We start from the raw sequence: 19,403 nt of genomic DNA on the forward strand, positions 1-19,403 counted from the left end.
GATTTGATTCACAAGGAAGTCTGGGCCTCTGCTGTGAAGGGGTAAGACGCCAGATGATCAATGCTGTCTCCACTCTCGATCAAATTGCCGCTGCGCTGGAACCATACGGTCTTGTTCTGCGCGGCGGATTTGTTTTTGACGAGGCTAATTCAGCTCCGCCGCCGATAGAGGGTGTGAGAGCTAAAAGCGTGGTGCTGGTCGGCCACTACGGCTCATCCATATGGCCACATTTTATAGAATGGCGACGATATCGCCCCGACGAACCGGATCCTCTCGATGCATGGTCGAAGGAAGTCCTGACTGGCGTTGCAGGGAAAATTGGCGCCAAGGCAGTGTTTCCCTCCGACACGCCCTATTTGCCGTTTCAGCAATGGGCCAAGCGCGCTGAAGGCTTGCTTGCTTCCCCATTGGGGCTGTTGATCCATCCCGAATATGGCCTTTGGCACGCCTATCGCGGGGCGCTGCTGTTTGATCGCGCGCTCGACTTTCCTGGCTGCGGTCCGCAACGTTATCCCTGTGACGATTGCCAGGATAAGCCGTGCCTTTCGGCCTGCCCCGTGAATGCCTTTTCCGATGGCAGATATGATGTCGTCCGTTGTCGTGCCCACCTTGCTTCTGGAGAAGGGGGCGCCTGTCTGAATGGCGGTTGTCTGGCGCGCCGCGCCTGTCCTGTGGGACGCGAGCACGCGTACAATGCGCCGCAGATGCGTTTTCACATGAACGCTTTTGCGCAGGGCTGATTTACCTCTCCGGCAAAAAATATAGAAGCTAATTCAAATTCTTAGGCGCGGATCTCATTAAAAGATATATCGTTGTCTTGATAAAAGATATATCTTTGTGTAGATATAGCTCATGAAAGATATAACTAGGAGATATTCCATGTACGGTCATTGCAGAAATTACCACAGCCACGGCGGCGATCACTGGTCGCGCGTAGAGTCAATGTCAGGTTCGCAGGAGGGTGGCGGCCGCTTTGGCGGACGCGGTCGCGGCGGTCCGTTCGGACGGCATCGAGGCGGCCCATTTGGCGGGCGGGGTCCACGCATGTTCGATCCAGGCGCATTGCGCCTTGTCGTCCTCGGTTTGATCGCGGAAGAGCCGCGTCACGGCTACGACGTCATCAAGGCGCTAGAGGCGAGGTTCCAAGGCGCCTACAGCCCTAGTGCCGGTGCGATTTACCCGATGTTGCAGATGATGGAGGAAACCGATCTTGTCACCTCCACGACAACCGGCAACAAGCGGCTCTATACAATTACAGACCAGGGGCTTGCCTATCTCGACGAGAACCGGGCGGAGTTAGACAAGATCAACGGCCAACTCGACAACGCCTCAGGCGAGATACGCGGTGCCGCTTTGGGTGAGGAAATGCATGCATTGAGCTTCGCACTTCGCTCGAAGCTCCGCAGTGGCTCGCTAACAGCAGAGAAGGCCGAGCAGTTGCGCGAAATCCTGAAAAGAGTGCGCCGCGAGATTGAGGACCTCTGAGAGACTATTCATAAGTCCATTGTGGCGGTCATCTGGCGTAGTTTTCTGCGCTTCCGGTGCTTACGTACGCTGCGCTCCGGTTCTCGAAAAAGCCGGCGGTCAAACTGCCGGCTCTTCGTCATACTTGTCTATGCGCGCCGTCCGCGGCGTTCCCGCTTTGGCATATCGTCCGCGTGAGCAGCAAGCTTGTTGCGCATTGGTCCGATGGTCTCGACGATTGTCTCGACAGAAGGGCGCGCGCCATGTGTATGACTGTCGAGCGCTTTGCGCATCGCCGCCAGATGCTCGAACGACGTGCCGCAGCAACCGCCAATGATCTTTGCGCCGCCATTAATGGCGAGATGAGCATAGTCAGCCATCAGCTCGGGCGTGCCGGAATAGTAGATTTCGGCGCCACGAAATTCCGGGATGCCGCAATTGCCTTTGATGACGATCGTAGCGGACGGATCAGCCTCGCTCATGTCGAGGAGGGACGCCAGAATATCCGAAGCGCCGACGCCGCAATTGGCGCCAACGGCAACCGGACGTTGCGCAAGACCATCAACCACGCTGTGAATGTCCTTCGGCGGCAGGCCCATCATGGTTTTGCCCGCCGTATCGAATGAACCCGTATAGACGTAGGGCAGGCCGACTTTGACAGCGGCCTCGGCGGCTGCACGTATTTCGCCGGGGGCTGACATCGTCTCGATCCAGGCAACGTCGACGCCGCCGGCCTTCAAGCCTTCCAACTGTTCGGTGAAAGCCGCAACCGCATCTTCTTCGGTCAGTGCGCCAAGCGGCACCAGCAATTCGCCCGTTGGGCCCACTGATCCAGCAACAATAACCTTGCGATCTGCCGTGTCGGCAACGCTGCGCGCCAGCTCTGCGGCCTTTTTGTTGAGTTCGAATACGCGATCCTGTGCATGATGCAACTTCAGACGATGCCGTGTGCCTCCAAAAGAATTGGTGAGGATGATATCGGCTCCAGCATCGACAAACCCTTGATGCAGCGCAATGATTTTTTCAGGCTGCGCCTCGTTCCAGAGTTCCGGCGCTTCACCAGCCTCCAGCCCAGTCGCGAAAAGGTTTGTGCCTGTCGCGCCGTCGGCCAGCAAAACGCCCTTTTCGGCAATGAGATCAGCGAGTGGGTTTGCAACGGTCATGGCACATTCCTTTGGATCAGCTAAATAACGATATAAGGAAGTCTTTATATGTGGTCAATCATCTTTTGCGACAAGGCCTGCCGCATGGTCAACTGACCTTCAATGATGAAATATACGCAGCCACTTCGTGGGCATTGACTTTGGCAACCCGGATAAGTCCGTCAAAATGCCGTTGCATGGTCAGGACTGCCTCAGTTGTGTACAGGACCAGATACATTTCCCCGACAAATATAGCGGCGCGGTAGGGGCCGAACACCGTATAGGGAACAGAAAAGCGCTCGCGTCCGTCAAAGAGATAGAGCCGGAATGACGGATAGAGCTCATCAATTAATCCGGCCATGTGGTTGAGCTGTTCGAGACGCACCTTGCGTGGAAGGTCGCTCCAGATGCTGCAACCGGCCGCGAAGTCATTCAATGTCTGGAAAGGCATGCAGACTTCCATATCCGTGCCCGGCTGGCGATTATAGTCGAGCCGGAATGCGGTCTCGCTCAGCTGAATTGCCGGGTCGCGGTGGACCATAGAGGTCTCGTGAGCAACGACTGCCTGCGTGCGCAACAGGTCGGGAATACGGGCTGGTACATAGCGGATCTTCGTGCCGGTTGCCTCCGCATGCCATTTTACAAGCAACGTCTGATTGTCAAACCCTTGCTCGATTTCGAGACTTGGGCGCAGTTCGCCGGTAATCCCCTCATCTTGGCTGAGGCCAAGCAGCCAATCAAGCGACACGGAATGGCGCTCGGCAATGTTAAGCAGAGTCTCGACGCGCGGCAGACGTGTGGACTGGCCCGACAGGAGCTGCGACAAGGCCGAACGATCAATGCCGACCGACGCCGCAAATGAAGACTGGTTTTCCCCACTCCGCGCAAGAAGGCTTTTGATGCGCTCCTGAAACAGGCGAGAAAGGTCGCGTTTGTCCATATTTGCGTCTCATTGTTTATAATGCACAACAATTGCGCCATTTGGTGCGCAAAATCAACACTTACTCACAAGAATCGCATTGCTGACAGCTCCTGACAGTGAGACCATGAAAATCATGGAATCAGAAAGACATACCGAAATACTCTCTTCACAATCCCAGCATTCGCGAAGGCGCACCGGCATTGAATGGCCAACCATTGCCCTGATGACAGCCTGCTACGGACTTTGGTTTTTGTCCGGCTATTACGTCTACGATACCATGCCGATTGTTGCTCTGGCCGCGATGGCTATATCCGTCGCGTTGCATTCGTCATTGCAGCATGAGGCCCTCCACGGTCATCCGACGCGGAGCGGGGTTGTAAATGAAATCCTAATCTCGCTGCCGATTGGTCTCGTCTTTCCTTATCGCCGCTACAAGCATCTGCACCTCAAGCACCATGCGGATGAACGGCTGACAGATCCCTATGATGATCCGGAAAGTTACTACCGCGCCATGGGCGATTGGGAAAAAATGCCGGCGTTTGTCAAATCATTGCTCAACTGGAACAACACGCTGGTTGGCCGGATCGTCATCGGACCGGTGCTAATGGTTGTGGGCTTTTTAATCGCTGAGGTGACGTTGGTTGCAGGCGGCGACCGGAAGACGCGCACGGCCTGGCTTTTGCATTTCGCCGGACTTATTCCGACGCTCAGCATTGTGTGGTTTGTCTTCGGCATTCCGCTTTGGATTTACACGCTGACAGCTGTTTATTGGGGTCTGTCGATCATCTCGATCCGCAGCTATTGCGAGCACCAGTGGTCGGAACGTCCGGACGGGCGGACGATCATCGTGGAGAAATCGCCGTTAGCTCTGATCTTTCTCAACAACAACTTGCATTTCGTCCATCACAAGCGGCCAACCGTGCCTTGGTATGATCTGCCGGAGCTCTATCGCGAACAGCGCGAGGAATGGCAGCGGATGAATGGTGGCTATGTCTTCCGCAACTATTTCGAGATCTTGCGCGCATACGCATTCCGCAAAAAACAGGAAGTCGTTCACCCGGTTCTGCGGCGTGAGCCAGCGCCGGGGCGGGCCTTCCGGCCACGCCGCCATGGCATCAGTCTGCAGGGTGGCTCCACAATGCCTATTCCCGCCGAGCCGCCGAAAGAGTAAACAAACCGCATGACTCTCGTGGCGGCATTGCCGATGTATGACTGGTCGGAACGGCGCGCCGAAGTTGACGCGCAGTGGATGGTATTGCGTGACATCTTGCGATCGAACGGTCTTGATGCCCCGGATTTTCTGGTGCGCCGCAATGCTGACCTACCAGTGGTTCCCGGTGGCATCAAGGATGCAGCGGGCAATGTCATCGCCCCGGATCCAGCTGTACTTCCACCCGACGAGTTGGATCGGCCGACGCTATGGTGTCACCCTGATTTGCTCTTTGCCCAAACCTGCTGGGGCCCGCTGGAATTGGGCCTTCAAGCGCATGTTCATGTTGTCGGGCAGGATGACTACTCGGGCGTTGATGGTGGAGATGGCGAACTTTACTCAAGCGCACTGGTTATGCGGCGCGGCGCGGGGATGCCTGTCGAGGCGCCACTCGGCGGAGAGGCAAGGCTGCCTGTGGAAGTGATGCGGCAGAAACGGTTCGCGTTCAACAGTCACGACTCGATGTCCGGCTATCTCGCTCTTCAGCGGGACCTTGAAGCTCAGGGAGAGACACTCGATCTGTTTGTCAGCCATACGGAGACCGGCGGGCATCGCCATTCCATCGAGGCCATTGCGTCTGGCCGAGCAGATATCGCTGCGATCGATTGCAAATCCTGGGAACTGGCGCAGCGTTATGACGAAGCGGCCAGCGCCTTGGTCGTTGTCGGCTGGACGGGCAAGCGCAAAGGCCTGCCCTTTATCTCGGCGTTCGAATTACCCGCGCATCTTTTCGCCTGACGGATCAAACGGCGGTTCGAGATTGATCCGGGCAGCCCGGCGAACGCCGAGGATCTCCACTTCGAACAAGCCTTGAACTTCGCTTGTCGCGAGTTCTGCCGGCAAATAGCCCTGCGCCATGGACTGGCCAACATAATGGGCGTAGCCGCCGGAAGTCACCCAACCAACGACGCGCCATTCGCCCTGTACCGCGCCGATATCGCCGGCGTTGGCAACCACTTCTCCCGTCCCATCAAAACGTGGTGCGCCGACGCCATGGCTCGCCTGCACGACGCCATAATCCTTGGAGACCTTGGCCCAAATCGGCTCATCACCCATAACATCGGCGGCGCCGTCGCCATGGGGTATGTCGATCAAGAAGGAAACTCGGCGCAGTTTCGTGCTGGTGCCAGCGTCGAATTCCGCCTTTTCCCTGGCCGCCGCTTCCCGGCCGATGAAATCATTCTTGGAAAGCTTGATGAAGCGGTCCATCGAACCTTCGTATGGCCCGTAGATTGGACGCAACTCACGGAACCATGTCGGGAAGTTCTTCTCGAGCCGCATGGCGAGCAAGGCGCGCATGCCAAAATCCACGATGTTGTATTCGGCACCGGCCTCCTTGATCGCCTTGTACACAAGACGCTGATAGGCCGGCTCCATCCAGATTTCGTAGCCGAGGTCACCAGTATAGGAGATGCGGTTGACCTTGCATGGTGCACCGCCGACAGCTATTTCGCGGAAGTCCATGAAGCGGAACGCTGCGTTCGAAACATCTTCATCGACGAGTTTGGCGAGAAGATCGCGCGCTTTCGGGCCGGCAATCGCGAGGCCTACGAGTGTCTGGTCGAAGCGGTGGATGCGTACCGAACCGTCCTTCGGCTGCTGTTTCTGGAACCAGCGCATGTGATAGCGCTGGGCGGCTGACGATCCCCAGATCAGGAACCTGTCGTCGGCAGCCTTGGCGATGGTGAAATCGCCGATCAGCTTGCCTTCCTCATTCAGCATGGGCGTGAGGACAAGACGCCCGGTCTTGGGCATGGTGTTGGTCATCAGCCGCGACAGGAACGCTTCCGCGCCGCTGCCCGTCACTTCATATTTGGCGAAGTTGGCGATTTCCGTAACACCGACACTTTGGCGTGTGGCGCGAACCTCGTTGCCGACATGCTCGAAATCGTTGGAACGATGATAGGAAACGATATCGCGCGGTTCCGTGCCCTTGGGCGCGAACCAGAGCGGCGTTTCAAGGCCCCAGGAATCCCCCATGACGGCATTCTGCGCGAGCATTGTATCGTAGAGGGGCGTGGTCTGCTGCGGACGCGCCGCCGGCAGTTCCTCGTTGGGGAAACGAATGGAGAAACGGCGGGAATAGTTTTCGCGAACCTTGGCGTTGGTGTAGCGCAAGGTTGCCCATTCGCCGAAGCGAGCGACGTCCATGCCCCAGACATCGAAGCCGGGTTCGCCATGCACCATCCAGTTGGAAAGAGCGAGGCCAACGCCGCCGCCCTGGCTGAACCCGGCCATGACAGCGCAGGCCGTCCAATAGTTGGTGAGGCCCGGAACCGGACCGACCAGCGGATTGCCGTCTGGTGCGAAGGTGAACGGGCCATTGATGATCTGCTTGATGCCGGCCTTTTCGATGCCTGGAAAATGCTTGAAGCCGACTTCGAGGGAAGGGGCGATACGATCGATGTCCGGTGGCAGCAACTCGTGGCCGAAGTCCCATGGGGTGTTGACCGGAGACCATGGCTTCGCTGCTTTTTCATAGGTACCAAGCAAGATGCCATTGCGCTCTTGGCGGGTGTAGATCTCGCCTTTGAAATCCATGACCCCGATGAGTTCGCGTCCGGTAGACTTGTTGAACTCCATGACTTCCGGCACGTCCTCGGTGAGAAGGTACATGTGTTCCATGGCGAGGACCGGCAATTCAAGGCCGACCATGCGCCCAACTTCGCGCGCCCATAGGCCACCGCAGTTCACCACGTGCTCGGCTTTCACCGTACCTTGCTCAGTTATGACATTCCACGTGCCATCGACCTCCTGCGTCAGTTCAACGACGCGGTTACGCAAGCTGATTTCTGCACCAAGCTTGCGCGCCGCTTTGGCATAGGCGTGGGTGGTACCGGAGGGATCGAGATGGCCTTCGACCGGATCCCACATGGCGCCGACAAAGTTCGTCTCGTCCATCAGCGGGAACATCGCCTTGGCTTCGGACGGCGTGATCAGTTCGGTATCCATGCCGAGATAACGGCCGCGGGCGTGAGCGAGCCGCAGAAAATCCATGCGCTCGGGCGAATCCGCCATCATAACGCCGCCTGTCAGATGCAGGCCGCAGGACTGGCCGGAGAGTTCCTCGATCTCCTTATAGAGGCTGACGGTATAGGCCTGCAGCTTGGCAACGTTTGGATCGCCATTCAGCGTATGGAAACCGCCGGCTGCGTGCCACGAGGAACCGGATGTAAGTTCCGACCGCTCGATCAACAGGACATCAGTCCATCCGGCACGGGCAAGATGATAAAGAACGGAACATCCAACTACACCGCCGCCAATGACCACTGCTTTAACGTGCGATTTCATACTCTTGTGCCTCTTGTATAAAAATGTGATTCAACGTGTTGAGAGTTTGATTCAAACGATCAGAAATCGGTGGGCGCGCCGCCTTCGGCCTTGCGTCTTGCGACGAAGGCATTGATTTCCTCTTCGATCGCCGGATCGATTGCCGGCTTCACATAGGTAGCCAGTCGTTCTTTCCACACGCGATTGGCTCGCTCGATTGCCGTTGGTGAACCAGCTTCTTGCCAGCTTTCGTAGTTGCGCCAGTCGGAAATGATCGGCGCATAGAAGGCTGTCTTGTAGCGCGACTGTGTGTGGGGCGTGCCGAAGAAATGGCCCCCAGGACCGACATCGCGCATTGCATCGAGCCCCAGCGCATCCTCGGACAAATCAAGCGGCGTCAGGAATTCCGCGACCATTTGCAGGAGGTCGAAATCGAGGATCATCTTTTCATAGGAACAGCAGAGCCCGCCTTCCAGCCAGCCTGCCGAGTGCAGCATGAAATTGCCGCCACCCTGAATGGCGCCCCAGAGCGAAAACACCGATTCGTAGGCTGCTTGTGCGTCGACCGTGTTGGCTGCGCAGACATTGGAGGTGCGGTAGGGGATACCATAGCGGCGGGCCAATTGGCCGCCGACCAATTGTGCCTTCATGTATTCAGGCGTGCCAAATGCCGGTGCCCCGGACTTCATGTCGACATTCGAAGTGAAACCGCCGTAGCCGACTGGCGCACCCTTCTTGACCATCTGCGTGAAGGATATACCGGCGAGTGCCTCGGCGTTCTGTTGAACGAGCGCACCAGCAATCGTCACCGGGGCCATGGCACCTGCGAGGGTGAACGGCGTCACGATGACAATCTGGCCATTACCAGACATCTGGATGATGCCTTCCATCATCGGAATGTCGAGCTTCAACGGTGAATTGGTGTTGATGATCGTGTAGCAAGACGCTTCGTTCTGCAACTGTTCATGACTGACGCCGCGGGCGAGGCGGGCGATTTCTATGCCGTCCTGATTGCGTTCCTTGCCCAGCGAATAGATGTGAAAAGCCTTGTCACTGATCGTCGCAAGATCACGGATGCATTCGAGATGACGGACGGAAGGATGAATATCGATCGGCTCAACCGGATAACCGCCGGTCGTGTTGATGATATTGTGCATCTGCGCCAGCTTGACGAAGTTGCGGAAGTCCGCCTGATTTCCAGAGCGCCTGCCATTGTCGGTGTCGGAGCAGTTCGGCGCCGATCCCATTTGCGCGAAGATCAGATTGTTACCGCCAAAGCGGACATTGTGTGCCGGATTACGGGCATGCAGCGTAAATTCTGAGGGTGCATGACCGACATATTCGAGGATCATGTCCTTGTCGAAATGCACACGCATCGTGCCGGGGGTTACATCGGCACCGGCCTTTTTCATGATCTCGCGCGCACCGTCATGCAGCACGTCAACGCCAATCTCCTGCAACACTTTGAGCGATGCATTGTGGATTGATTCGAGTTCATCATCGGAAACGATCTTTGTCGGTGCAAACGGAATTTTAAGCTGCCGGAACGGTGGCTGATCGAAAGCACCGCTTTCAACGCTACGCGGGCGCGACCGACCGCCGCGTCTGCCATGATCCCGCAATGATGCGTTTGTGTCGATTTCAACTGCAGGTTCACTCATTGCTCATGCCCTCATTCGCACCCGTGACAGGCGATTATGCACTATCGCGAGAGGAGAGTGCAGCGTGCGCGGCGTGAGCGACGCCAAGCGCAAGGGAAGCGACACCTGAATGCGTCGGTTATTCCGCTGCAGCCTTGGATGTCAGATGGCTAATCGGTGTGACCATCGCCTGAATCAAACTGTTCATGCTGATGACGCCAGTGGGTCTCCCATTGTCATCGATAACCGTGGCGTATTGCTGGTTGGCATCGGTCATTGTTTTGGCTGCTTCCTCGAGGATCGTGCCCGTCTTGACCGTCACGCCGCCTGTTGAAGCTGGTGCTCCCGATTGCGTGGCAATGGTATCAACCATGATGACGCGTCCGCGATTCACTTCCTTGACAAAGCTCGAAATGTATTCGTCGGCAGGTTGCAGAACGATGTCCTGGCCGGTACCCTGCTGAACGACTTCACCATCGCGCAGGATCGCGATGCGATCACCAAGGCGTAACGCCTCGTCGAGATCGTGGGTGATGAAAACGACGGTTTTCTTGATTTCCTTCTGCAGGTCCAGAAGGACAGACTGCATGTCCATGCGGATGAGCGGATCGAGTGCCGAAAAAGCTTCGTCCATCAGGAGGATAGGGGCGTCGTTGGTAAGCGCGCGAGCGAGACCAACACGCTGCTGCATGCCGCCTGAGAGCTGGTTGGGATAGTGATCCTCGAAACCTTTCAGTCCGACTCGGCCAATCCAGCGCCGGGCCTGTTCTTCCTGCTTTTCACGCGACAGACCCTGGATCTCAAGGCCATAGACGGTGTTATCCAGCACTGTACGATGGGGCAGCAAAGCAAATTTCTGGAAAACCATCGCCGTCTTGTGGCGCCGGAACTGGCGCAGATCGTTCTGGTTCATCTTGCACACATCGGCGCCATCGATGATGACTTCACCTGCCGTCGGATCGATCAGCCGGTTGATATGCCGGATCAGCGTGGATTTGCCTGAGCCCGAAAGACCCATGACCACCTGAATGCAACCTGCAGGCATGTCGATATTGATGTCGCGCAAGCCAAGAACGTGCCCATGCTGTTCGTTCAGTTCGGTCTTCGACATGCCTTTCTTGACGGCCTCGACATAGGCTTGCGGCCTCTGCCCGAATATCTTGTACAGGTTTTTGATCTTGATGCCTGCTCCCTGAACCGAACGATCAGCCATGGACAACCTCCTGGTGCTTCTGAAGACGCTTGCCATAGGCCTGACTAACGCGGTCAAAGATGATGGCTATACCAACAATGGCAAGGCCGTTGAAAAGTCCAAGCGAGAAAAACTGGCCGTTGACCGAACGCAAGACGGGCTGTCCGAGACCCTGAACGCCGATCATCGATGCGATGACCACCATGGCCAGTGCCATCATGATTGTCTGGTTGATGCCAGCCATAATCGTCGGAAGGGCGAGCGGAATCTGAACGTTCCTCAAACGCTGCCAACTCGATGAGCCGAATGCGTCAGCGGCTTCCAGCACATCCTTGTCGACGAGCCTGATGCCGAGATTGGTCAGGCGTATCATCGGCGGGATCGCGTAGATCACCACGGCGATGAGGCCTGGGACCTTGCCAATACCGAGCAACATCACAACCGGAATCAGATACACGAAGCTCGGCATTGTCTGCATCACGTCAAGGATCGGATTGACCATTCGCTGGAAACCGTCAGAACGCGCCATGATGATGCCGATCGGGATACCAATGACGATGGAAACGACCGTGCCAACGAAGATCATGGCGATGGTTTTCATCGCGTCGCTCCACATATCGAAATAGCCGATGAGGAGGAGGGTAATGATTGTACCCGCGACAATTGTCCAGTTACGGCTGGCAATCCATGCAATGCCGCCAATGAGAACGAGCATGATCGGCCACGGTGTTGTCGTCATGAAACGCTCGGCCTGGATAAGAAAATACTGCAGGGGCTGAAAAAACGACTCGATAACATCGCCGTATTGACGGGTGAAGGCTTTGAAACCTTCATCCATTGCTTTCTTCAGATTGCGCAGCGTGTCATCATTCATATTCGGGAATGAGTAGAACCAATCCATTTGTTGGTACCCCCTTCTATATTCAGCCGGAACGTTATGCTCTCGAATGACTGAAGTGGTTGAACGTGATGGCGTTCAACCTATCCAGAGTGGGATACGGCGAAGGTTTGCTTCGCCGTATCTGACTACTATTGTACAGCTGCTTTGATTTTCTCAGCGGCTTCAGGAGAAACCCACTTCGACCAAGCCGCCTCATTGTTCTTGAGGTAGTACTTGGCGCCATCTTCGCCTGTCGCCTGATTGTCGACCATCCAGGCAAGCAGCTTGTTGAACTCTTCAGTCGAAAGCTGCCGCTTTTTCAGATAGTCGAACGCCGGACCTGAAGAGTCAGCGAACTTCTTCGTTACAACCGTATAAATATCGGATTTCGCCCATCCATTGGGTTTTGGATCCGGGCAGTCGGCAACGACAGTGCACCGTTTCCATTCCTTTTCGTCAAACGGCACGCCATTGTCCAGCTTGACCATAGGATATTTACCGAGGATAGCGGTTGGGCCCCAATAGTATCCCAGCCATGGTTCCTTGCGCTCGTACGCCTTGGCGATCGAGCCATCGAGACCGGCAGCCGAACCTGTATCAACAAGTGTGAAGCCGTTTTTGTCGCCTCCATAGGCTTTGTAGAAATTGGCCGTCGTGATCTGGCAGGCCCAGCCCGATGGACAATTATAGACCGCCCCTTTTTTCGGATCCTCCGGGGAGGGGAACAATTCAGGATGTTTCATTGCATCTGCGATCGTCTTGATGTCGGGATGCTCATCAGCGAAATATTTTGGTATCCACCAGCTTTCGGTGCCGCCTTCGGTGATTGCAGGCGCTGCAAAGACCAGTTTGTCTTCCTTGACCGCCTTCTCAAGCTGGTCGCGGACGGTGTTGAGCCAGCCCTCCGGCGCGATGTCCGGCTGTCCCTTTTCGATCATCGATGTAAAGGTCGGAACCGTATCGCCAGCGACCAGTTCCGCATCGCAGCCGTAGCCTTCTGTAAGGATAAGCATGTCCAGATTGGCTAAGGCCTCGGCCGATGGCCAGTTCATGTTGGCGATTGTGACGGTACCGCATTCCGCGGCCGATGCTGATCCGGCATAGCCGAAGAGACCAGCGGCCAATATAGTTGAAGCGAGTAGCTTCTTCATGTGTTTTATCTCCCACTCTTTTTGACAGTTCACCCGAATACGAATTCTAACTTGGTACTGTCCTACCCAGTTGCTCGCTTACGTGCCATTTGGCATCTTTATCCCGGCAGAATGCAATGCTTTCCTTGAATAAATGCGGTGCATCGCGACAAGGCCTGTCGATATAGCGACGCCAGGAGAATGAATGCGGTGCCAATGTGACAATGCTCATGGCGGTATCGTAACAAACCAATAGATGAAAGATCAACGCTTTAGGCAATTTCCTTTGTCAATTCACTTGAAACGGTCATGCCTTGCCTGGTTGTGATGTGTGCCGCGATTGAAGCTCTTCTGTTCGCGCCACGCTATCTTTTCTTGACAAGCGCCTCGATCTTCAGGACCGGCAGGCGAATTTAGCAGGACTGCCATGCAAACTTGCTGGAGCGAATGCAGTAAAAGCGACACGCCATGGCGAATTTCCCTGATCAAACTTTAGGCAAGAAGCGCATTTGAAGGGCAACAACAGTTTTCTCTTCGAGGTGCAGAAATGCTCTACATTTTTAACCGCAATAATCGCGTACACATTTCGTGGAATGCTACTGAAAAGCGCAACGCGCCTTCCAGTAATGCGAAAAGCGGCATTGCCTCAGCGGTCTCGTTCATCTGGACGCGTTCGGCCGGCTGATCTCCCAACAAATTCGTCCTGGAACCGCTGCCTGTCAGGTGGCGGTTTTTCTTTGACCTCAGAAAAATAAAAAACCGCCCTGTCCCAATTGGCGCAGCGCGGTCTTTTTTCCAATTACATGTGGTTTTGCCGGATGATAGGCCGGCAGAAAATGCGACTCCGGTACGCAGTACCTGATCCGGAGCAGGAGAGCAGGGTCTTGATCTGCTCACCCGTAAAGTTTTAACCGGACATCGTTACCGCGAGGTTAGCGAGAGCTTAAGCAAATCTAAATTTCGGGATTTTCTTGGTGTTTTCCGTCGAATGTTCAGCTCTCGCGCTTTGACTCGCGCAAGAAGTTGATGATCCCGGAGAAATCCGAGCCCTCGTTGCCCGCTGCGCCAAATTGAGCGTAAATCTCTTCGGCGTGGGCGCCGAGTGGTGTCGCTGCACCAACACTCTTGGCGGCTTCCTGCGATAATTTCAGGTCCTTCAGCATCAGTGCTGCCGCAAATCCGGGTTTATAACCATTATTGGCGGGGGAAGTCGCAACGGGGCCCGGAACGGGGCAATAGGTGGTTAGCGACCAGCATTGACCGGACGAGGTCGATGCGACATCGAACAGCGCCTGATGTGACAGGCCGAGTTTTTCTGCCAGAGTGAAGGCTTCGCTGACGCCGATCATCGAGATGCCGAGGATCATATTGTTGCAGATCTTGGCGGCCTGACCGTTGCCAGCCTCGCCGCAATGGACAATGCGGCCCGCCATTGGCTTCAGGATCGGTTCTGCAGTGGCGAATGCGTGAGCGCTCCCGCCAACCATAAAGGTCAGCGTGCCCGCGGCTGCACCACCGATGCCGCCCGAAACCGGCGCATCAACCGACAACAAGCCGTTATCTCGCGCAATTTTGTGGGCCTTGCGGGCGGAATCAACATCAATTGTGGATGAATCGATGAAAACGGTGCCGCTTTTGGCGCTCTTTGCAACGTCTTCATAGACGGACAGCACGTGTTTTCCCGCCGGCAGCATCGTAATGACGACGTCGGCATCAGCGACGGCGGCACCGGCGCTTGCCATGATTGTCACACCATTGCCTTGCGCCACGTCAAGATTTTCCGGCAAAAGGTCGAAGCCAAGGACCTTGTGTCCAGCCTTGACCAGATTGGCAGCCATTGGATTGCCCATATGTCCGAGACCGATAAATGCAACTGTCGTCATCGCAGCGTTTCTCCCTGATAAGTTCATTGACTGGTCATATGCCGCGCGATGATGACCCGCATGATTTCGTTCGTGCCTTCCAGAATCTGGTGAACACGCAGGTCGCGCACAATCTTCTCGACACCGTAATCGTGCAGATAGCCATAACCGCCATGGATTTGCAGTGCGTCATTGGCGACGTTGAAGCCGGTGTCGGTGACGAAGCGTTTCGCCATGGCCGACCATTTCGATGCGTCGTGGGTCTTGCGGTCGAGCTTCGAGGCAGCGGTATAGAGCAGCATGCGCGCGGCGGACAGCTCCGTCTCCATATCGGCAAGCTTGAATTGCAAGGCCTGGAACTGGTTGATTGCCTTGCCGAAAGCCTTGCGCTCAGCGGCATAAGTGACCGCCTTGTCGAGCGCCGACTGTGCGCCGCCAAGCGAGCAGGCGGCGATATTGAGGCGCCCGCCATCGAGCCCTCCCATGGCGATACGGAAACCGTCGCCTTCCTCGCCAAGCCGGTTTGCCACAGGAACCCGGCAATTGTCGAAAATAACCTGCCTGGTCGATTGGGCGTTCCAGCCCATCTTGTATTCGTTGGCGCCAAAGGAAAGGCCCGGAGCATCCTTCGGGATGACAAGCGCCGAAATTCCCTTTGGCCCATCCTCACCAGTGCGTACCATGGTGACGTACAAATCTGAATCGCCCGCACCGGAAATGAACTGCTTGGCGCCGTTCAGCACATAATGATCGCCATCGAGCACGGCACGGGTCTTCAGCGCTGCGGCATCCGAGCCCGAATTGGGCTCGGTCAGGCAATAGCTGGCAAGCCACTCCATGGATGTCAGTCTCGGCACGAAGCGCTGACGCTGCTCCTCATTGCCAAACAGATCGATCATCCATGTTCCCATATTGTGAATCGATATGAACGCCGAGAATGCCGGGCACGCCGCCGACAACGCTTCGAAAATCAGCACGGCATCCAGCCGCTTCAGCCCCGACCCGCCCACATCTTCGCGCACATAAATCCCGCCCATGCCCAGCGGGCCGGTTTCACGAATAACGTCTGCCGGAAAATGTTTGTCACGATCCCAGGCGAGCGCATTGGGCGCTACGCGGTCTGCTGCAAACGCCCGGGCCATGTCCTGGATTGCCAGTTGATCCTCATTTAGCTCGAATTGGCCGGACGCCGAATCCACGAGCGTATCCATGCTAACCTCCCTGTATTCTGGTTACCATCACTCTATCCCATGCGCCAAGTGGCGCAACGATTCAGATGAGCTTTGGATGGGGCTAGGAAGAGAAAGACATATCCGCTACTCAAAGCCCATGACACGCGCAATCATGTTGCAGGGAACAGGCTCTGATGTTGGGAAATCCGTCCTGGTGGCTGGACTTTGCCGGCTTGCTCGCAATCGCGGGTTGAAAGTACGTCCCTTCAAACCGCAGAACATGTCCAATAATGCAGCGGTCAGCGACGATGGCGGCGAGATTGGCCGGGCGCAATGGCTCCAGGCACTTGCATGCGGCGTACCATCATCAGTGCATATGAACCCGGTCCTCCTGAAACCGCAGTCGGAAACCGGCAGTCAGATCATCGTTCAGGGCAAGGTCTGGGGGCAGGCAAAGGGCAGTGACTATCAGAAATTCAAGGCGCAGCTTCTCGATGCGGTGATGGCGTCCTGGGATATCGTACGCGATGGCGCCGATCTCGTTGTCGTCGAGGGTGCGGGGTCACCGGCGGAAATCAACCTGCGCGCCGGGGACATTGCCAATATGGGCTTTGCCACACGGGCCAACGTGCCGGTCGTTCTGGTTGGTGACATCGACCGGGGTGGCGTAATCGCGTCGATCGTTGGCACGCACGCGATCCTGCAACCCGAGGATCGCGACATGATCATTGGCTACATCATCAACAAGTTTCGCGGCGATGTTTCGCTGTTCGATGATGGGCTCAAATCCATCACCGAATTTACCGGCTGGCCGTCGTTTGGTGTTGTTCCGTGGCTGCGGGATGCCTCGCGTTTACCGGCGGAAGACTCCGTTGTCCTGGAGCGGTTGGTCAAGGGTGAGGGACAAGCGCTGAAAATCGCGGTGCCAGTGCTTGATCGTATCGCCAATTTCGACGATCTCGATCCGCTGATGGCCGAACCGCAGGTGGATGTGATCATGGTGCGGAGCGGGGAGAGGCTACCGCCGGATGCGGGATTGGTAATTATTCCGGGTTCCAAATCGACGATTAGTGATCTTCTACGTTTCCGCGAGAATGGCTGGGACCGCGATCTCGACATGCACAGGCGGCGTGGCGGCCACATTATCGGCATTTGCGGCGGTTACCAGATGCTTGGCCGGACGGTCCGCGATCCCGATGGAATTGAAGGAAGTGTCACGGAAGTCGAAGGCCTCGGCTATCTCGACATCGAGACGGTGATGGAGCCAGAGAAGACCGTGCGCAACGTCGTGGCGCACTCGCTACAGTTCGACCTGCCGTTGAAAGGCTATGAAATTCATCTTGGCAGAACAACTGGGCCGGATTGCACGCGTCCGACGTCCCGCATTAATGGCATCGAAGATGGCGCGATGTCCGCCGACGGTAAAGTTTTCGGCACATACATGCATGGACTGTTCGGGGCGGATGCCTTCAGAGCGGCATTGTTACGATCTATGGGAATCGCTGCCGACACCGTTGATTACAACGCCGGCGTGGATGCCGCTCTCGATTCGATAGCCGGCCAACTGGCGGAAGTCCTCGATATCGACGCATTACTGATGCCTAAACTGCGTTGATGACGCGGCAACTGTTGTTGCTCTCGCAGTTTCGTTTGACATTTCCGGCGCTTGATGAATAACGTCCAACCCATGATTGGTTCCCGTATCGGCCAAAGGCCATGGGATCAAAAGGGAATGCGACGGCCGTACCCATCAGGGCGGCCAAACCGCAGCCGACCCCGCGACTGTAGAGCGGCGAGGGTCAATGTCAGCGCCAGAAGCGAAAGCCGATGGCAGCCACTGGGAAACCGGGAAGGCGGCATTGATCTTGCGACCCGCGAGCCAGGAGACCTGCCAGTCATAGGGCAATAGTGCCCAAAACCGAAGGGGATTGTCCCTTCTGGCCCTGCACGGAGGTTGTTATGGCTGCTGCACGTACTTCGACGATTTCTCTCCCGCTCGCTTCGCGTCTGACGACGGCGGTGTTTTCGCTTATGCTTGGTGTATTCATCATTTACGGTGTCGGTCTTTCCCATTCCGAAACACTGCATGACACAGCGCATGACACCCGCCATTCATACGGATTCCCTTGCCATTGAGTCTGGTACTGGCTGAATAAACAGATTCAGCCTCCAGCGCTTACGCATTGAAAAATTACGGTTTGTTTGCCGGGGGCGTTTTTGCGTACCCGGCAGCTTGCTTTAGGATTTGGGAGCAGATTCATGTTGGTCAAATATCTCCTGGCTACGATCGTAGCTGGTTTGTTTGCCGGTATCCTTTTGACGCCGGCCATGTATGTGCGGAACGTTCCGCTTATTCTTCATGCCGAAGAATATGAAAATGCCGGTGGGCATGAGCACGCAACCGCTGAGCCGGCTGCGGCAACGACCGCGGAAAGTACCCCCGCTGCGATGGTTGCGCATGAACACGCAGAAGAGGCCAGCCCGGCACTGCCATTCGGACGCTTTGGCAATACCCTACTGATCAACCTCGTTGCCGGCGCGGGCTTTGCGCTCGTTACAGGTGCCGCGGCACTTTTCCTTGGCCGCAAGATCACGCTGCAGAACGGTATCTACTGGGGTCTTGCGGGGTTCTTCATTTTCAACCTTGCGCCCGCATTCAGCCTTGCACCGGAATTGCCAGCAATGCCTGCTGCCGACCTCGCCGCGCGGCAGGCGTGGTGGCTTATCACGGTTGTGCTCACAGCGGGCGGCGTCTATCTCATCGTTCTACGCGAGGAAATCTGGGCCAAAGTTCTGGGCGTCGTACTGATTGTCGCCCCGCATGTTTACGGTGCGCCGGAAGTTGAAGACCTTACATCGGCAGTACCACCCACACTGGCTTCAGAATTCGCCGTGTCGACTCTGGCGACCAATTTGTTCTTCTGGGTAGTTCTTGGAACGGCGCTCGGCTTTGCCATCCAGCACTATGCGGCATCGGAGCTGGAGGGTTGATGTCGACATTGGAACGCGGGGTCACCTTTGTGTTGGGCGGCGCGCGTTCCGGTAAATCCTCCTTTGCGGAAGGTCTGATAGAGGCATCTGGCATGGATGCCGTCTATGTTGCCACCGGAAGGGCCTGGGACGAAGAAATGTCGGAGCGGATCGGGCTGCACAAAGAGCGGCGCGGTGCCTCCTGGGTGACGATCGAAGAACCATTCGACCTTGTCGGCACCTTGCAAAACGAATGTGCGGACGGCAAAGCGGTGCTTGTGGATTGCCTCACGCTTTGGCTCACCAATCTGATGATGGCCGAGCGCAATATAGAGGCGGAGACGGCGAAACTTGTTGCGGTGCTGCCGCTCCTCAAGGGCGCCGCGGTATTTGTTTCCAACGAGGTTGGTCTCGGCATTGTTCCCGAAAACCGCATGGCGCGCGAGTTTCGCGATGATGCGGGCCGCCTCCATCAAGCCGTGGCTAGCGCTGCGGCAACAGTCTATTTCGTGGCAGCAGGACTGCCGCTCAAAATGAAGGGATAAGAAT

The 19,403-nt window shown here is 56.3% G+C and carries 17 protein-coding genes and 1 riboswitch; of the genes, 8 read left to right on the top strand and 9 right to left on the bottom strand.

The annotated features are described in order from the left end of the window. Positions 1 to 53: 53 nt before the first annotated feature. On the top strand, positions 54 to 740 hold the full coding sequence (locus tag ACSQ3H_RS11625) for a hypothetical protein (protein ID WP_436117211.1): 687 nt from the start codon (positions 54 to 56) through the stop codon (positions 738 to 740). A gap of 139 nt (positions 741 to 879) precedes the next feature. Further along, on the top strand, positions 880 to 1,485 hold the full coding sequence (locus ACSQ3H_RS11630; protein ID WP_436117212.1) for a PadR family transcriptional regulator: 606 nt from the start codon (positions 880 to 882) through the stop codon (positions 1,483 to 1,485). Between the two features lie 128 nt (positions 1,486 to 1,613). Here the strand turns inward: ACSQ3H_RS11630 and bmt are convergent, their stop codons facing one another. Further along, positions 1,614 to 2,627, bottom strand: a complete 1,014-nt coding sequence (bmt, locus tag ACSQ3H_RS11635; RefSeq protein ID WP_436117213.1) for a betaine--homocysteine S-methyltransferase — start codon at positions 2,625 to 2,627, stop codon at positions 1,614 to 1,616. An 88-nt stretch (positions 2,628 to 2,715) separates the two neighbouring features. After that, entirely contained in the window at positions 2,716 to 3,546 is an 831-nt protein-coding gene (locus tag ACSQ3H_RS11640; RefSeq protein WP_436117214.1) for a helix-turn-helix domain-containing protein, read from the bottom strand. Positions 3,547 to 3,661: 115 nt separating this feature from the next. Between ACSQ3H_RS11640 and ACSQ3H_RS11645 the strand changes: the two genes are divergently transcribed. After that, positions 3,662 to 4,699: a fatty acid desaturase gene (locus ACSQ3H_RS11645; protein ID WP_436117215.1), complete on the top strand. Its 1,038-nt coding sequence runs from the start codon at positions 3,662 to 3,664 to the stop codon at positions 4,697 to 4,699. Positions 4,700 to 4,708: 9 nt separating this feature from the next. Beyond that, positions 4,709 to 5,476, top strand: a complete 768-nt coding sequence (locus ACSQ3H_RS11650; RefSeq protein WP_436117216.1) for a phosphate/phosphite/phosphonate ABC transporter substrate-binding protein — start codon at positions 4,709 to 4,711, stop codon at positions 5,474 to 5,476. Here ACSQ3H_RS11650 and ACSQ3H_RS11655 read toward each other — a convergent pair. The 7 genes from ACSQ3H_RS11655 to ACSQ3H_RS11685 form a co-directional block, all read right to left on the bottom strand. Then, entirely contained in the window at positions 5,453 to 8,029 is a 2,577-nt protein-coding gene (locus tag ACSQ3H_RS11655; protein WP_436117217.1) for a GcvT family protein, read from the bottom strand. The two genes, ACSQ3H_RS11650 and ACSQ3H_RS11655, sit on opposite strands and share 24 nt — an antisense overlap. A 59-nt stretch (positions 8,030 to 8,088) precedes the next feature. Continuing rightward, positions 8,089 to 9,669 carry a trimethylamine methyltransferase family protein gene (locus tag ACSQ3H_RS11660; RefSeq protein WP_436117218.1) on the bottom strand — a complete coding sequence of 527 codons (1,581 nt, stop codon included), beginning with the start codon at positions 9,667 to 9,669 and terminating at the stop codon, positions 8,089 to 8,091. A 118-nt stretch (positions 9,670 to 9,787) separates the two neighbouring features. Then, positions 9,788 to 10,861 (bottom strand): quaternary amine ABC transporter ATP-binding protein, encoded by a 1,074-nt coding sequence (locus ACSQ3H_RS11665; RefSeq protein ID WP_436117219.1) that lies wholly within the window; start codon positions 10,859 to 10,861, stop codon positions 9,788 to 9,790. Next, entirely contained in the window at positions 10,854 to 11,741 is an 888-nt protein-coding gene (locus tag ACSQ3H_RS11670) for an ABC transporter permease (protein ID WP_436117220.1), read from the bottom strand. Before ACSQ3H_RS11670 ends, ACSQ3H_RS11665 begins: the two co-directional genes overlap by 8 nt. 128 nt (positions 11,742 to 11,869) lie before the next feature. Continuing rightward, on the bottom strand, positions 11,870 to 12,871 hold the full coding sequence (locus ACSQ3H_RS11675) for an ABC transporter substrate-binding protein (protein WP_436117221.1): 1,002 nt from the start codon (positions 12,869 to 12,871) through the stop codon (positions 11,870 to 11,872). 971 nt (positions 12,872 to 13,842) lie between these two features. After that, the gene (mmsB, locus tag ACSQ3H_RS11680; protein WP_436117222.1) at positions 13,843 to 14,733 is read right to left on the bottom strand and encodes a 3-hydroxyisobutyrate dehydrogenase; all 891 of its coding nucleotides are present in this window, start codon (positions 14,731 to 14,733) and stop codon (positions 13,843 to 13,845) included. A 23-nt stretch (positions 14,734 to 14,756) separates the two neighbouring features. Next, positions 14,757 to 15,923 carry an isobutyryl-CoA dehydrogenase gene (locus tag ACSQ3H_RS11685; protein WP_436117223.1) on the bottom strand — a complete coding sequence of 389 codons (1,167 nt, stop codon included), beginning with the start codon at positions 15,921 to 15,923 and terminating at the stop codon, positions 14,757 to 14,759. A gap of 118 nt (positions 15,924 to 16,041) precedes the next feature. Here ACSQ3H_RS11685 and ACSQ3H_RS11690 point away from each other — a divergent pair, with 118 nt between their 5' ends. The 4 genes from ACSQ3H_RS11690 (at position 16,042) to cobU (ending at position 19,399) form a co-directional block, all read left to right on the top strand. Next, entirely contained in the window at positions 16,042 to 17,499 is a 1,458-nt protein-coding gene (locus ACSQ3H_RS11690) for a cobyric acid synthase (RefSeq protein ID WP_436117224.1), read from the top strand. A 60-nt stretch (positions 17,500 to 17,559) separates the two neighbouring features. Continuing rightward, positions 17,560 to 17,794: riboswitch (cobalamin riboswitch) on the top strand. 49 nt (positions 17,795 to 17,843) lie between these two features. Then, positions 17,844 to 18,020: a CbtB domain-containing protein gene (locus ACSQ3H_RS11695; RefSeq protein WP_436117225.1), complete on the top strand. Its 177-nt coding sequence runs from the start codon at positions 17,844 to 17,846 to the stop codon at positions 18,018 to 18,020. A gap of 123 nt (positions 18,021 to 18,143) precedes the next feature. Continuing rightward, positions 18,144 to 18,875 carry a CbtA family protein gene (locus ACSQ3H_RS11700; RefSeq protein ID WP_436117226.1) on the top strand — a complete coding sequence of 244 codons (732 nt, stop codon included), beginning with the start codon at positions 18,144 to 18,146 and terminating at the stop codon, positions 18,873 to 18,875. Continuing rightward, positions 18,875 to 19,399, top strand: a complete 525-nt coding sequence (gene cobU / locus ACSQ3H_RS11705; RefSeq protein ID WP_436117227.1) for a bifunctional adenosylcobinamide kinase/adenosylcobinamide-phosphate guanylyltransferase — start codon at positions 18,875 to 18,877, stop codon at positions 19,397 to 19,399. Before ACSQ3H_RS11700 ends, cobU begins: the two co-directional genes overlap by 1 nt. Positions 19,400 to 19,403 lie beyond the last annotated feature (4 nt).

Origin of the sequence: Phyllobacterium sp. LjRoot231, from assembly GCF_964253365.1 — a bacterium.
Taxonomy (GTDB): Bacteria; Pseudomonadota; Alphaproteobacteria; order Rhizobiales; family Rhizobiaceae; genus Phyllobacterium.

What these genes read in the sequence shown, in the direction of transcription:
- ACSQ3H_RS11625 (WP_436117211.1), top strand. Translation starts at nt 54, where the DNA reads ATGATCAATGCTGTCTCCACTCTCGATCAAATTGCCGCTGCGCTGGAA.
- ACSQ3H_RS11630 (WP_436117212.1), top strand. Translation starts at nt 880, where the DNA reads ATGTACGGTCATTGCAGAAATTACCACAGCCACGGCGGCGATCACTGG.
- bmt (WP_436117213.1), bottom strand. Translation starts at nt 2,627, where the DNA reads ATGACCGTTGCAAACCCACTCGCTGATCTCATTGCCGAAAAGGGCGTT.
- ACSQ3H_RS11640 (WP_436117214.1), bottom strand. Translation starts at nt 3,546, where the DNA reads ATGGACAAACGCGACCTTTCTCGCCTGTTTCAGGAGCGCATCAAAAGC.
- ACSQ3H_RS11645 (WP_436117215.1), top strand. Translation starts at nt 3,662, where the DNA reads ATGGAATCAGAAAGACATACCGAAATACTCTCTTCACAATCCCAGCAT.
- ACSQ3H_RS11650 (WP_436117216.1), top strand. Translation starts at nt 4,709, where the DNA reads ATGACTCTCGTGGCGGCATTGCCGATGTATGACTGGTCGGAACGGCGC.
- ACSQ3H_RS11655 (WP_436117217.1), bottom strand. Translation starts at nt 8,029, where the DNA reads ATGAAATCGCACGTTAAAGCAGTGGTCATTGGCGGCGGTGTAGTTGGA.
- ACSQ3H_RS11660 (WP_436117218.1), bottom strand. Translation starts at nt 9,669, where the DNA reads ATGAGTGAACCTGCAGTTGAAATCGACACAAACGCATCATTGCGGGAT.
- ACSQ3H_RS11665 (WP_436117219.1), bottom strand. Translation starts at nt 10,861, where the DNA reads ATGGCTGATCGTTCGGTTCAGGGAGCAGGCATCAAGATCAAAAACCTG.
- ACSQ3H_RS11670 (WP_436117220.1), bottom strand. Translation starts at nt 11,741, where the DNA reads ATGGATTGGTTCTACTCATTCCCGAATATGAATGATGACACGCTGCGC.
- ACSQ3H_RS11675 (WP_436117221.1), bottom strand. Translation starts at nt 12,871, where the DNA reads ATGAAGAAGCTACTCGCTTCAACTATATTGGCCGCTGGTCTCTTCGGC.
- mmsB (WP_436117222.1), bottom strand. Translation starts at nt 14,733, where the DNA reads ATGACGACAGTTGCATTTATCGGTCTCGGACATATGGGCAATCCAATG.
- ACSQ3H_RS11685 (WP_436117223.1), bottom strand. Translation starts at nt 15,923, where the DNA reads ATGGATACGCTCGTGGATTCGGCGTCCGGCCAATTCGAGCTAAATGAG.
- ACSQ3H_RS11690 (WP_436117224.1), top strand. Translation starts at nt 16,042, where the DNA reads ATGACACGCGCAATCATGTTGCAGGGAACAGGCTCTGATGTTGGGAAA.
- ACSQ3H_RS11695 (WP_436117225.1), top strand. Translation starts at nt 17,844, where the DNA reads ATGGCTGCTGCACGTACTTCGACGATTTCTCTCCCGCTCGCTTCGCGT.
- ACSQ3H_RS11700 (WP_436117226.1), top strand. Translation starts at nt 18,144, where the DNA reads ATGTTGGTCAAATATCTCCTGGCTACGATCGTAGCTGGTTTGTTTGCC.
- cobU (WP_436117227.1), top strand. Translation starts at nt 18,875, where the DNA reads ATGTCGACATTGGAACGCGGGGTCACCTTTGTGTTGGGCGGCGCGCGT.